This is a genomic window from Providencia sp. PROV004 (assembly GCF_011045615.1).
GTDB classification, from domain to species: domain Bacteria; phylum Pseudomonadota; class Gammaproteobacteria; order Enterobacterales; family Enterobacteriaceae; genus Providencia; species Providencia rettgeri.
Window position 1 is genome coordinate 1,401,389 of sequence record NZ_CP042859.1, and the last position, 14,097, is coordinate 1,415,485.

A 14,097-nucleotide genomic window follows, 5' to 3' on the forward strand; every position below is an offset into this window, starting at 1 on the left:
AAAGAGTTGCCGTGGGTGGCAACTCTTTTTTATTTCTAATCGTTAAGGTTTGCTAGCGGCGGAATTAGCGGTTTCTTTTTCGCTTCGGGCTAAAGTCTTTTCGAGCAAGACAGAATATAGCGGTTTACCACCTAAAAATTGGGCTATCATTGTGGCACCAATACAGGTAATAATCATCGGTAAGATTAACTGGTAGTTATTTGTCATTTCTAAAACTAAAACTATCCCAGTTAATGGTGCTCTGACGGTTGCGGCAAATAATGCTCCCATGCCTGCTATAGCGAAAGTCCCCACTTCAATTTGGTAATTAGGGAATATTTCGAGGGCAGCGTAGCCGAAAACACCACCAAATAAGGTACCAAGGGCGAGTAAAGGGGAGAAAATACCCCCTGGAGCGCCAGAGCTAAAGCTAATCGTCGAAGTTAAAAACCGTAAAGCAAAAAATATGAATAATAAAGTGATGGTAAATTGGCCTGCAACCATCTGGTGGATCACTGAATAGCCGCCACCAACAATTTCAGGTAGATAAACGCCAATTGCACCACAAGCCCCACCAATTAGCCCGCCCATCAATACAAAGCGAGAAATTTTATTTTGGTAAAATGCTAAAAATTTACTTTGTAGGTACAATAAAAAACCATTAAAACAGATACCGATGACACCAAACATTAATCCTAAAATTAAATAAAGCCATAAAGTATTCATCGGTGCAGAAGAGAATTGACCGATATTTAATATAATAGCTTCCCCATTAATTAACCGATAGACAATGGTGGAGGTAACAACACCGATAAATACCGCTTTAATTGAAATTAAACTGTATTTAAATTGCGGGCGCATTTCTTCAATAATAAATAAAATGCCAGCTAAAGGGGCATTAAATGCTGTAGATAAACCAGCAGCAGCACCAGAGGCAAGCAAGGTATGGCGCGACTCATTATCTTTTAAACGAAATAAATCATAAAACATTTGGCTAAGGTTCGCACCAAGCTGTACAGTTGGCCCTTCGCGCCCTAACACCATGCCTGAACCCAATGTCCCTAATCCACCAATAAACTTAACTGGGATGACTCTCCACCATCTTACGGGGCGCAAATCTTGTAATGCACCTTCAATTTCGGGGATCCCAGACCCACCCGATTCAGGGGAGAACCGTTTAACTAGGTAATAGCCTAACATGGCAAGAAGTGCCGAGATAAAAAACATCCCAACAACCATCAGCCATTTTGGAGCAACCCATTCACTCACTGATTGAACGCGATAGTTGCTAATCCAAGTTGTTCCTATTTCAAATAGAGAACCGATAAGACCGACCGCAGCACCAATGAGTGCCGCGAGTAGTAAGATTTTTACAGGTGTTTTATCTGATTCTTTTAACCGTTTAAAAATCCGTAACCGGCTTTTTATCATAGATTTACTTGCTGAATTTACCTGGCTCATCTTTATTGGATTCTCTTTATACGATGGAATAACAAACACTTATAGGTAAGTATAACAAGAGTTACCGTAAGAACGGTATCAGGAAAAAAATAAAATGCAAAATAGTGTATTTAAGCAAGGCAGCTGAAATACAAAAAACAGCAGCACGAATAGCATACTTTCATTACTGTGAATAGTTCTCATTTGCAATGAATATTAATATAGATCAATAAACCATTAGATAATGAATAATTCCACTTTTTTATTCTAATAAAGAGCGTAGTCTTAATGTTGTATTTGAAATGCAACTTTAAGAGGCTAACAACATGTACTGTGTGCAATGTGAACAAACAATTAGAACTCCAGCTGGAAATGGCTGTGCATACGCGCAGGGTATGTGCGGTAAAACAGCAGAAACATCTGACCTTCAAGATTTATTAGTTGCTGTATTGCAAAGCTTATCTGCAAGCGCAGTCACTGCTCGCTCGCTGGGTATTATTGACCATGATATTGATAGTTTTGCTCCGCGCGCATTTTTCTCTACTTTAACTAACGTCAACTTTGATTCAGAACGTATTATCGGTTATGCCCGTGAAGCTATTTATTTGCGTGATAAATTAATCAAACATTGTCAATCTGTGAATAGTGTTGTGGCTTTCAATCATCCATTAATTAATTTGCAATTAAATGGGACTGACATTCCAACCCTACAGGCACAAGCGGCTCAATTTTCATTAGATATTGATAAAGCTGATGTCGGCGAAGACATTCACGGTTTACGTATGTTATGCCTATATGGCCTAAAAGGGGCGGCAGCCTATATGGAACACGCCCATGTTTTAGGTCAGTATGATAATGAGGTTTATGGCCAATACCATGAAATTATGGCTTGGCTTGGAACATTGCCATCAGATATGAATGAGCTGCTTGATAATGCGATGGCTATTGGTCTGATGAATTTCAAGATCATGGAAATTTTGGATGCAGGTGAAACGAGCGAATTTGGTCATCCAACACCAACGGAAGTTAACGTTCGTCCAGTCGCAGGGAAGTGTATTTTAATTTCAGGTCATGACCTGAAAGACTTAAAAATGTTGTTAGAACAAACTGAAGGTACGGGTATCAATGTTTATACCCACGGTGAAATGCTGCCAGCACATGGTTATCCAGAGCTGAAAAAATATGCGCATTTAGTCGGTAACTATGGTAGCGGTTGGCAAAACCAGCAGGTGGAATTTGCTAAGTTCCCAGGGTCTATCTTGATGACCTCTAACTGTATTATTGACCCTGATGTCGGTGATTATAAAGACCGTATCTGGACGCGTAGTATTGTGGGTTGGCCGGGTGCAAAACATTTAGTGGGCGATGATTTTTCTGCAATGATTGCTCAAGCTCAGTCGCTAGCTGGTTTCCCGTATACCGAAATCGAACACAAAATTACAGTTGGCTTCGGTCGTCAAACACTACTCGGTGCGGCAGATGCGGTGATTGATTTAGTTTCACAGAAAAAATTACGTCACGTATTCCTCGTTGGTGGATGCGATGGTAGCCGCGGTGAGCGTAGCTACTACACGGACTTTGCGCGTAGTGTACCCGAAGATTGCTTAATCCTTACACTCGCTTGTGGTAAATATCGTTTTAATAAATTAGATTTTGGTACGTTAGAAGGGCTTCCGCGTTTATTGGATGTGGGCCAATGTAACGATGCGTACTCTGCCATTATGCTTGCGGTGAATCTATCAGAGAAACTTGGTTGTGGTATTAATGACTTACCATTGAGTTTGATTCTGTCTTGGTTTGAGCAAAAAGCAATTGTTATCCTCTTAACATTATTAGCGTTGGGTGTGAAAAATATTTATACCGGCCCAACAGCGCCTGGTTTCTTAACTGAAAACTTATTGAATGTGTTAAATGAGAAATTTGGCATGCGAAGTATTACAACAGTTGAGCAAGATCTGGCAGAAATTTTACCTGCATGATCAATAAACCGATAGAAAAAGCTTAAAAACGATGTGAAAGATGGGGGCAGCGACCCCCTTTAAAGGAGTAGCGCGATGACCATGCCAAGTAGTTTATGTCCAAATAGAATGCAAGTTCATTCTATTATTCAAGAAACATCAGATGTCTGGACAATCAACCTTATCAATCATGATTTTTATACATATTCACCCGGTCAATATGCTTTGGTCAGTATTAAAAATAGTGATGATGTCATGCGTGCTTACACTCTTTCATCATCACCGGGACAAAGTCGTTTTATTTCCATTACTGTCAGGCGGTTAGACGATGGAGAAGGGTCAAATTGGCTAACACGCTCAGTTAAAGAAGGTGACTACCTTTGGCTTTCAGAAGCACAAGGGGAATTCACCTGTGCCAATCTACAAAACTCGCAGTATTTGATGTTAGCTGCTGGGTGTGGGGTGACACCGATTATGTCAATGACACGTTGGCTGATGGTGAATCGCCCAAATTCCCATGTAAAAGTGCTATTCAATGTTCGCGATGATAAGCAAGTTATTTTTGCTGAGGAATGGCAAAAGCTCGTCCGGTTATATCCAGAACGGTTGCAATTGTGTGTCATGGCGGAAACACCAGATAATGGCGATATTGCTCAAGGGCGTTTAACCGAAGAGAAATTGAAAGCGTTAGTACCCGATATTAATTCACGAATTGTGATGACGTGTGGGCCTGTACCTTATATGAAAAATGCACAGCAATTTGCTGCAAATTTAGGTGTTCCTGCTGAACATTTCTTTATGGAGCGTTTTTCTACTGAACCAGAAGTTGTTGATAGTGAAGATATTCTTACGTTAAAAATTCGTCAACGATTGGTCGATTTTAAAGTCCCAGTGGGGACGTCTTTATTATCTGCACTGGAGCAAAATAAACAACCTGTTATTGCGGCTTGCCGAGCGGGTGTTTGCGGAAGTTGTAAAACAAAAGTGCTGTCAGGAAATTATACAACCACAAGTACAATGACATTAACCGAAGCAGAAATAGCGGAAGGTTATGTTTTAGCGTGTAGTTGCCAATTGCAGGGCGACACTGAAATAGCGTAAAATTATTTAATATATGCAAACTGTCTCATTAGATTATTAATGGGACAGTATTATAAAATAAATCATAGTAATTATTTACAATACTCGAATTGAGAGTGTAATTAATGTTCCGGTAGTGAACTACGTAAAAAATAAATAGATAATTTGCTGAGTGTATTAATCGCTGACACAGCAACCTCTTTATTTGGGTCTTGACATAAGTCTATGATTCTTATGATGGCATCATTATACTCAATCGTTGCTTTGAAATCTCCTAAAGCAGAAATGGCAGCAATTTTGATTTCATCATTTACGCGAAATGTTAAGTTTGTTAACATTCCAACAATTACTTTATCCATAATAAAACTTTCACTGTTAAATAAAATAAAAAATATTCTAAGATAATTCTTGTGATATTTAATACTGTATTGATGTCTGAAATTAAATATTAACAATTTAAAAGAATAGTTTTTAATGATAATGTCGAATTAAATAGTGATATAAGTGTATTTTCTTATATCATAATTTACTTGTTTGATTATTTTTAATATAAAAAACCAATAGGTGATTAATATTAGTGATTGTATATACTCTAATAAAGCGTTTCAGTTATATTTAATTAGGCTAACTCCTTTATATTGTTTTTTTGTATTATAAGGTAAATCGACAGGTAAGTTTTGATTAATTATCGATAAGATTTACTAAATAATATTACAAATATTATTTAGATTTATCTAAGGGTTGGTTATTGATAAGTAACTAAATATATTTATTTTAATTTGAATATTTAATTTTATTATTAGTTACATTCTGTTACTTTGTGAAGATTTATTTAATATAAACTTAAACGAAACCTAAACAATAAGTTTCTCATGCGTAAAAAACCGTAGATATAGGGTGGCAATTAATTCACCAATGGGTATAATTCGCGCCGCATCCAAAGTGCAGTATCTCGTTAGGCGAGGCTCCTATACAAACATAGGTTACTGATCTGACGACGTCGAGAGACGCCCAAGATTAGGACAGGATATATCGACCGAAGGTATATCCCCATGTAACTTCCTGCTAAATCAGGATACGTTGTATAGTGCTAAAACCGAGACGAAGAGATAGCTTTCGCATTCTCTCATCTGGTTTCGCCCCTATGTGAGTACTGTTTGAGTAACCAACAGTAATAGGGACTAAAAAAATGACATTCACTACCCAGAACAAAGCGGGAGCAGTTGCTATTGCTCAATCCGCAATGAAAGGCGCGCGCCTCAAAGACAATAATACACCGTCACCAAAAGTTGATGATGCAACAGTCAGCGCTTATATGAGTCAATCATATTTGCCAGTTTCTGTCGCAGACTCAATAGCTTGTGTGAAACAAAATCTTATTGAGCACCTTGATGGCGAGCAAATCCCAACCTATTTATTTGTTGTCGATAACGACAATTATTTAAATGGTATTCTTTCAGTTAAATCATTATTAGCTTCACCTGAAAATTTATTAGTGTCTGATATCATGAGACACAATTATTTTTCTGTTGCCCCAGAACAATCACGTCATGATGTTTATGACCTGATTAATCATAGCGGTTTAGATATGATACCTGTGGTGCAATTTGGCAAATTAATGGGTGTTTTGCGTCCGCAAGATATCGCCGAACTGATTGAAGATGAGAATACACTTGATGCGCAGCTACAAGGCGCTACCACCCCATTAGATGAGCCCTACTTAACGACAAGCCCTATAACTTTATGGCGTAAACGTGTCGTTTGGTTGTTGATGCTATTTGTGGCCGAAGCGTATACAGGAACTGTATTAAAAGCATTTGAAGAACAACTCGAAGCCGCAATTTCGTTAGCGTTTTTCATTCCGCTGTTGATTGGTACAGGCGGTAATAGTGGAACACAAATTACATCAACATTAGTCCGTGCAATGGCATTGGGCGAGGTGAGTTTACGTAATCTCGGCACAGTACTAAAGAAAGAGGTCTCTACCTCATTTCTAGTTGCGGTGACTATCGGTGGTGCGGCATTAATCCGTGCATGGATTTTAGGTGTTGGCCACGAAGTGACTATTGTGGTTAGCTTAACCATCGTTGCGATTACAATGTGGAGCGCGGTTGTTTCTTCGATTATTCCAATGGTATTGAAAAAACTGAAAGTGGACCCAGCAGTCGTTTCTGCACCGTTCATTGCAACTTTTATTGATGGAACTGGCTTAATTATTTACTTTGAAATCGCAAAATTAGTGATGACAGAGTTTGCCTAAGCGCACACCTCAAACTTGATGCGGCAGAAAGGTTAATTTTCTGCCGCAGCGACAAAAACCTCTTCTTGTTTTAACACTTCCCCACATTTTCGACATAAATATTGGTTTTCACCTCGTAGCACTTTGTTATGACGGCGTATGGTTAATTCATGAGTCATTTCACAGGCACAATGGTAGCGAAAAGTTTTACTTTTTACTGTCGTAACCGCAAAGTTGTGTGTACGTTTCGCTGTGACTTCCAGTACGTGTTGCATCATCCATTTCCATTCTTTGCCATGTGGTGCGATATTTTTACGGCCAAATATATGAAAAACCAACAAATGCGCTAATTCATGAGGCACAACCTCATCAATAAATTGTTCTGTATTTTCGATGAGTAAACTGGGGTTGAGGCGAATTTCCCATTCTTTTAAGTAAGCACTACCCGCAGTTGTTCCCCGTTGTTTGTAATTAACCGTTGGTTCTGGAAATGACTGTTCGAGTTTATGCTCTGCAAGTGCGAGCTTTTCTCGCAATATGCGCATAACTTGTTGTTGTAGAAAAAGTGGAACACGGATTGTTTTCATGGAGTAAAGGATACGTGAAGGCAATGGGCATAAACAAGCAATAATTGACATATATTATACCAAAATATATATTGTATTTTTATATAATGTAAAACAGCAAGAACATATGCACAATAATCCATCTGAACAGCAACTATTAGCGATGAAGCAGGCCGCGTCAGAAACAGCTTCATTATTGAAAACACTAGGGAATCCTGATCGTTTAATTTTATTATGCCAATTAACACAGGGTGAAGCCTGCGTGAGTGAGTTAGAAGAGCAGTTAGGAATATTACAACCGACACTCTCTCAACAATTAACGGTATTGCGTAATGAAGGCTTAGTGATGACGCGTCGTGAAGGAAAGCGCATTTACTATGCGATTGCAGATGCGAAATTATTTACGTTACTCAATACATTATACCAGCTTTATTGCCCTGTGAAGGAGATATGAAATGACAATCGATTGGGCTAATTTTACACCACTGTCTGCTGCAATTGGCGGTGTATTGATTGGGCTAGCCGCTGCAATTTTATTAGTTTTTAACGGCCGTATTGCGGGTATTAGCGGTATTTTAGGTGGGTTGCTAAAACTAACGAAGGGAGATACTGCGTGGAAAGTCGCTTTTATTATTGGTCTGATGAGCGCCCCAGCACTATTTACTTGGTTGGCGTTTACACCAGAAGTTAGCATTGCAACCAGTACACCTATTTTAGTTTTAGCTGGGCTGTTTGTTGGTTTTGGCTCACGGCTTGGAAGTGGTTGTACTAGCGGCCATGGGATTTGTGGCATGGCAAGGTTATCTCGTCGTTCAATTGTTGCTGTATTGGTCTTTATGATTGTTGCTTTTGTAACAGTCGCATTAGCTAACCATTATGGGATAGGGAGATAAACCAATGCCTATTCTTATCGCATTAATTTCAGGGATATTGTTTGGTTTAGGATTGGTCATTGCCGGAATGGGAAATCCAGCAAAGATTTTAGCGTTTTTAGATATTACTGGAACGTGGGATCCCTCTTTATTAATTACGATGGCAGTTGGAATGGTAATCAGTGGTATTGCTTTCTTAGGGGTTAAAAAACGTTCTGTTAGTGTACTAAATTGCCCATTGCAAATTCCGACCAATCAAACGATAGATAAAAAACTAGTCACCGGAAGTGTGTTATTTGGTGTGGGATGGGGGCTAGCAGGGATTTGCCCAGGACCTGCATTATTGTTAACGGGAATGGGATTAACACAAGGGATAATATTTACATTAGCGATGGTTGCTGGTATGGCTATTTTCCAGTTTACGCAAAAAAATTAACCGTTAATTCAGCGCAAGTCTAATCGGTTTTGAAAATAAACGAGGAAAATCAATTTATTGATTTCGGCTGATAACACAAAGCGGGAAAAACCACGCTTTTATCCCGCTTTGTCAACAACCTCAAACCCATCATTAGATGGGTTTTTTTGTATGTGGTTTATTTACCGACGTAATTACAAGCCTGCGGCGGCACGCAATGCTTCAGCTTTGTCAGTTTTTTCCCATGGGAACTGTGAACGACCAAAGTGGCCGTATGAAGCAGTTTGTTGGTAAATTGGGTGTAATAAGTCAAGCATCTTGATTAAGCCGTAAGGACGTAAGTCAAAGAATTCACGAACTAATTGAATTAATAATGACTCATCAACTTTACCTGTTCCAAAGGTTTCTACCATAATCGATGTCGGTTCTGCCACGCCGATAGCGTAAGAAACTTGAATTTCACAACGGTCTGCGAGGCCCGCGGCGACAATATTTTTTGCCACGTAACGTGCTGCATAGGCTGCTGAACGGTCAACTTTTGATGGGTCTTTACCAGAGAATGCCCCACCGCCATGGCGAGCCATACCGCCGTAGGTATCTACAATGATTTTACGGCCTGTTAAGCCACAGTCACCCATCGGCCCACCGATAACAAAACGACCCGTTGGGTTAATAAAGTACTTGGTATCTTTTGATAACCACTCTGCTGGTAGAACTGGCTTGATGATCTCTTCCATCACCGCTTCATGCAGGTCTTTTTGTTGAATATCTTCAGAATGCTGAGTAGATAAAACAACGGCATCAATACCTACAATTTTGTTATTGTCGTATTGGAATGTTACCTGACTTTTCGCATCTGGGCGTAACCATGGCAACGTGCCATTTTTACGAACATCCGCTTGGCGCTGAACTAAGCGGTGTGCATAAGTAATAGGAGCAGGCATTAATACATCAGTTTCGTTGGTTGCATAACCAAACATTAGGCCTTGGTCACCCGCGCCTTGTTCTGATGGGTCAACACGGTCAACACCTTGGTTGATATCAGGCGACTGTTTACCAATTGCACTTAAAACAGCACATGAATTGGCATCGAAGCCCATTTCGGAACTGGTGTAGCCAATTTCGCGAACAGTTTTGCGCGTGATTTCTTCAATATCAACCCAAGCACTGGTGGTGATTTCTCCCCCGACCATTACCATACCTGTTTTGACGTAGGTTTCGCAGGCAACGCGAGCTTTCGGGTCTTGTTCCAGAATAGCATCAAGTACTGCGTCAGAGATTTGATCAGCAATTTTATCTGGATGCCCTTCTGATACAGACTCAGAAGTAAAGAGATGTGTAGCCATGAGATTAATACCTTAAGAATTCGCAAATTTATAATTGGATGTTTTAACATCTAGACGGCTATTTTAGTCCCATACGGTAAAAATTTCTACCTGTATTTATACAAAAAAGGAATAGAGCCATAAAACAGCAATGGGTAAAGTTTTATCGCAATTTAGTCATTTTGGTTTTGCTTTTTGAGCGCAATAGATGTATAAACTGCGACCGTAACGGATGGTTGTTGTTTCCCGTTATATACCAGCAGAATGATATAAAACTTCTGCTATCTATCAGGAATGTTTATAAACTTTTGAATTTCAATAAAAAATAAGGTGATATAGCTTAAATCAACAGGTCAAACTGCCAAAATAGTGCTACCACATTGAAATTTTAAAGGGGTAAACAGTTATATTGGGGGTTAATGGGTAATGATCCATAATCTACTGAATAACAGTATCCAACCGTCATATGCGGATCGCCGCGTGACTTTGGCATTTACTTTCCTGTCATTCTTTACTTCATCACGAAGTTACCGTCACATCTTTAATACACCTTCGAGGCTGAGTCATTAATCTGTCAGCTTAAGGTCGTATATTGTCACTGTTTAGAAGTTCTAAGCACTTTTTATTAAAATCTGAGTATTGCCGTTTCCCCGACATAACTGCCTTGCAGTGTTATGTCCTCACTGACATGCATCAGGAAGGAGAACGCGTCACTCACCCCTCCATAAAAGGAGTTTATTATGAATGATAATATCGCTCGCAAAATGCGTCAGACGTACAACATCGCGTATTGGGGTGGTGGTTACTATCAGGTGAATGAGCGCGGAAATGTCTGTGTTTGCCCGAATCCTGAGAACCCTGACACCTTTGTTGATTTAGCTGACCTCGTTAATCAGGTTAAAGAAGAGCAGGAGCATTTACGCTTACCTGCATTGTTTTGTTTCCCGCAAATCTTACAGCATCGTTTACGTTCAATAAACGCGGCATTTAGACGCGCACGTGAGTCTTATGGCTATAAAGGCGATTACTTTCTGGTTTATCCCATAAAAGTTAACCAGCAACGCCGAGTCATTGAATCGCTGGTTAATTCTGGCGAGCCGCTCGGCCTTGAAGCGGGTTCAAAAGCTGAATTAATGGCTGTTTTAGCCAACGCAGGTAAAACACAGACTGTTATCGTCTGTAATGGGTATAAAGACCGTGAATATATCCGATTAGCGTTAATTGGGGAAAAATTAGGTCACAAGGTTTATCTTGTTATCGAAAAAATGTCTGAAATTGAGATGGTATTGGCAGAAGCGGAAAGCTTAAATGTCACACCACGCTTAGGGGTTCGTGCCCGTTTGGCTTCCCAAGGCTCAGGTAAATGGCAGGCAAGTGGCGGTGAAAAATCTAAATTTGGTTTGGCTGCAACTCAAGTACTGCAATTAGTGGAAATTTTACGCAATGCGAATCGCCTAGACAGCTTACAGTTGCTTCATTTCCATTTAGGCTCTCAGATGGCCAATATTCGCGACATCGCTACGGGTGTCCGTGAATCAGCGCGTTTCTATGTGGAATTACATCGCCTAGGCGTTAACATTCAGTGCTTTGATGTGGGCGGTGGCCTTGGTGTTGACTATGAAGGTACTCGTTCTCAATCCGATTGCTCGGTCAACTATGGTTTAAATGAATACGCTAACAACGTGATTTGGGCAATTGGGGATGCGTGTGAAGAATTCGATTTACCGCACCCAACCGTAATCACAGAGTCTGGCCGAGCTCTTACTGCTCATCATACCGTTTTAGTCTCCAATGTAATTGGTGTTGAGCGTAATGAATTTACCAAAACAACACCACCTCATGAAGATGCACCACGTTCATTGATTTCCTTATGGGAAACGTGGGAGTCAATGCAGCATCAAGGTAATAGCCGTTCATTACGTGAATGGCTGCATGATAGCCAGTTCGACTTACAAGAAGCGCACACTCAGTATGCACACGGCGTACTAGATTTAACGCAACGAGCATGGGCAGAAGAGTTATATCTAAATATTTGCCGCCGTATTCAACAGGATTTAGATCCAAGTAATCGTGCTCATCGTCCGATAATCGACGAACTCCAAGAGCGCATGGCTGATAAGTTTTATGTGAATTTTTCCTTATTCCAATCGCTACCAGACTCTTGGGGAATCGACCAAGTGTTCCCAGTATTACCGATTGAAGGGTTAGATAAACCATTAGACCGTCGCGCGGTACTGTTAGATATCACCTGTGACTCAGACGGTATTATTGACCATTATGTGGATGGTGATGGCGTTGAAACCACAATGCCAATGCCTGCATATGACCCAGAAAACCCACCAATGATAGGTTTCTTTATGATTGGGGCATACCAAGAAATTTTAGGTAACATGCATAACCTATTTGGTGATACTGCCGCGATAGATGTCTGGGTTGATAGCCAAGGCAACTTGCGTTACTTGCAAAGTGAAGAGGGCGATTCTGTGGCAGATATGCTGCAATACGTCAAATTAGTACCGGAAGTCCTACTAGAAAGCTTTACAGAGCAAGTAAAAGGCACCGGTTTAAGTGAGCAACTTCAAAAAGACTTTGTGGAAGAGTTCGAGAATGGCCTATATGGGTATACTTATTTAGAAGACGAGTAATCCAGTACTGAAAGGTTAGGTGTTAATATAGTACCTAACCTTTATTTTCAATGTGTTATGTGAATATTCGCGTGCTGATGGTAATTCAAGGGGCACCAATGGCACATGTACATTTCATGTATATTTCATGTAATTCTCGTGGTTATTATATTTGGCAAAAGTCATATGTAGGAAAGCTAATTCGATTTGACTTGAGAACTAGAGATCTACAAATAGCTCATAAACGTTCAAAAATTCTACTAAGTACTTTTTATCGATTAAAGAAAGAATGCACTGATTTTGATGAAATTAGAGCTCATTTAGTGAATGAGCGAGATATGTTCATCGAGCAAGAGATCCATTTAGAAGCAAACTACATTTATTGGATTAATAGCGGGAATTTGCCTAATAGACAGCAGCATGATAGCCGCTTTCAACCTAAAGGGCATAAAATTAGTCAAGTTGCTGATGAGTGGTACAACGAAATGAAATCTGAATGGAGACCATTAACATTTAAAGGTAACAGGGCTGCGATTGATTACTTGATTAGTCAATATGGTGATACTGATATTCAGTCATTTGATAAATCAAAGGTAGCCAGCTTTAAAAAAGGCTTAAAGAACAAATATAAGTCTGAATTCTCTAGCCAATCCTTGTTTAAAAAAGTATCAGCTCTTTTTAGCTTTGCGGCAGAGAAAAGAGATTATCTTACTAAAAATCCTTTTAGTGGTATGGGATATAAAAAAATTAAAAAAGTGAATCCTAGGATTCCAGTATCTTGTGAATCACACAGGAAAGTACTTGAACTTATAGAGCACAAATCTCATCTGTGGTGGCTTATACAGGTACTATATTACACTGGTATGAGAGTGACCGAATGTATACAGCTAACAGAGCAGGATTATGTATACATTGCGGATAAAGGACAAAAGATAGCTTGTATAAGTGTTAATGATAGGGATGGTAAGAGGATTAAAAATTCAAGTAGTATAAGAACTATACCAATTCATAAAAATTTACTTCAAAGCGGAATTATGGATGAGAAGCCAGTATTTCCATGGACTGTTCATAATCCAGTATCTAATGCTGTAGCAAACCTATTTAAAAAAATAGATGAAAAGCATAGCCCACATGACTATCGATACGCTATGAGTGATAGGCTAAGAGATATATCAGACCTTCCCGACCATATAAGGTTTAGCATACTTGGTCACAGTAGTAGTACTATGACTGATAGCGTATACAGAGGGAAAGAGCCTATTTTTCTGATGAAAGAAGCTATTGACCGAACTTAGCTATGTTGTTCCAACATAGCTAAGTTTTTACCATCAGCACGCGAATATTCACATAACACATTGAAAATAAAGGTTAGGTACTATATTAGCACCTAACCTTTCAGTACTGGATTACTCGTCTTCTAATACTATCAGTACTGGAACCTAATCCAAAAAAATTAGTTATTACAATGAATTATAATTCATACTCACATGCTAATGAGTTTAGTTTTACATGAATATTACATGATTATATCAGGCTCCAGTACTGATATGGTAGCGTTATGATAAGTACAAAACTGAAGGTCAATGTGTTCTCGCGACA

The 14,097-nt window shown here is 39.4% G+C and carries 12 protein-coding genes and 1 riboswitch; of the genes, 8 read left to right on the top strand and 4 right to left on the bottom strand.

What is annotated here, in order from left to right:
• Positions 1-42: 42 nt before the first annotated feature.
• A complete protein-coding gene (gene clcA, locus FVA69_RS06110) occupies positions 43-1,440 on the bottom strand; it encodes a H(+)/Cl(-) exchange transporter ClcA (protein WP_004913264.1) in 1,398 nt (465 codons plus the stop codon).
• Positions 1,441-1,745: 305 nt separating this feature from the next.
• Here clcA and hcp point away from each other — a divergent pair, with 305 nt between their 5' ends.
• Positions 1,746-3,398 carry a hydroxylamine reductase gene (gene hcp / locus FVA69_RS06115; protein ID WP_004913261.1) on the top strand — a complete coding sequence of 551 codons (1,653 nt, stop codon included), beginning with the start codon at positions 1,746-1,748 and terminating at the stop codon, positions 3,396-3,398.
• A gap of 75 nt (positions 3,399-3,473) precedes the next feature.
• Complete coding sequence (hcr, locus tag FVA69_RS06120) at positions 3,474-4,478, top strand: NADH oxidoreductase (RefSeq protein WP_004913257.1); 1,005 nt, start codon at positions 3,474-3,476, stop codon at positions 4,476-4,478.
• Between the two features lie 101 nt (positions 4,479-4,579).
• Here the strand turns inward: hcr and FVA69_RS06125 are convergent, their stop codons facing one another.
• On the bottom strand, positions 4,580-4,816 hold the full coding sequence (locus tag FVA69_RS06125; protein WP_004913253.1) for a HEAT repeat domain-containing protein: 237 nt from the start codon (positions 4,814-4,816) through the stop codon (positions 4,580-4,582).
• A 585-nt stretch (positions 4,817-5,401) separates the two neighbouring features.
• Positions 5,402-5,573, top strand: a riboswitch (M-box (ykoK) riboswitch).
• Between the two features lie 73 nt (positions 5,574-5,646).
• Here FVA69_RS06125 and FVA69_RS06130 point away from each other — a divergent pair.
• The gene (locus tag FVA69_RS06130) at positions 5,647-6,717 is read left to right on the top strand and encodes a magnesium transporter (RefSeq protein WP_004913251.1); all 1,071 of its coding nucleotides are present in this window, start codon (positions 5,647-5,649) and stop codon (positions 6,715-6,717) included.
• Positions 6,718-6,749: 32 nt separating this feature from the next.
• Here FVA69_RS06130 and FVA69_RS06135 read toward each other — a convergent pair whose 3' ends face one another.
• Positions 6,750-7,283 carry a SprT family zinc-dependent metalloprotease gene (locus tag FVA69_RS06135; RefSeq protein ID WP_147318185.1) on the bottom strand — a complete coding sequence of 178 codons (534 nt, stop codon included), beginning with the start codon at positions 7,281-7,283 and terminating at the stop codon, positions 6,750-6,752.
• A 106-nt stretch (positions 7,284-7,389) separates the two neighbouring features.
• On the opposite strand from FVA69_RS06135, the gene FVA69_RS06140 reads away from it, so the two are divergent.
• The 3 genes from FVA69_RS06140 to FVA69_RS06150 are packed head-to-tail and all read left to right on the top strand — an operon-like array spanning position 7,390 to position 8,570.
• Positions 7,390-7,716 carry an ArsR/SmtB family transcription factor gene (locus FVA69_RS06140; RefSeq protein ID WP_110732107.1) on the top strand — a complete coding sequence of 109 codons (327 nt, stop codon included), beginning with the start codon at positions 7,390-7,392 and terminating at the stop codon, positions 7,714-7,716.
• A gap of 1 nt (position 7,717) precedes the next feature.
• The gene (locus FVA69_RS06145) at positions 7,718-8,155 is read left to right on the top strand and encodes a YeeE/YedE family protein (protein ID WP_164528540.1); all 438 of its coding nucleotides are present in this window, start codon (positions 7,718-7,720) and stop codon (positions 8,153-8,155) included.
• A 4-nt stretch (positions 8,156-8,159) separates the two neighbouring features.
• Complete coding sequence (locus FVA69_RS06150) at positions 8,160-8,570, top strand: DUF6691 family protein (protein WP_004262080.1); 411 nt, start codon at positions 8,160-8,162, stop codon at positions 8,568-8,570.
• Positions 8,571-8,743: 173 nt separating this feature from the next.
• Here FVA69_RS06150 and metK read toward each other — a convergent pair whose 3' ends face one another.
• Entirely contained in the window at positions 8,744-9,895 is a 1,152-nt protein-coding gene (metK, locus tag FVA69_RS06155; protein WP_004262078.1) for a methionine adenosyltransferase, read from the bottom strand.
• 719 nt (positions 9,896-10,614) lie between these two features.
• On the opposite strand from metK, the gene speA reads away from it, so the two are divergent.
• Both speA and FVA69_RS06165 read left to right on the top strand, forming a co-directional pair.
• Positions 10,615-12,519, top strand: coding sequence for a biosynthetic arginine decarboxylase (gene speA / locus FVA69_RS06160; protein ID WP_004262076.1), 1,905 nt, complete (start codon positions 10,615-10,617; stop codon positions 12,517-12,519).
• A 98-nt stretch (positions 12,520-12,617) separates the two neighbouring features.
• Entirely contained in the window at positions 12,618-13,793 is a 1,176-nt protein-coding gene (locus FVA69_RS06165) for a tyrosine-type recombinase/integrase (protein WP_164528541.1), read from the top strand.
• Positions 13,794-14,097 lie beyond the last annotated feature (304 nt).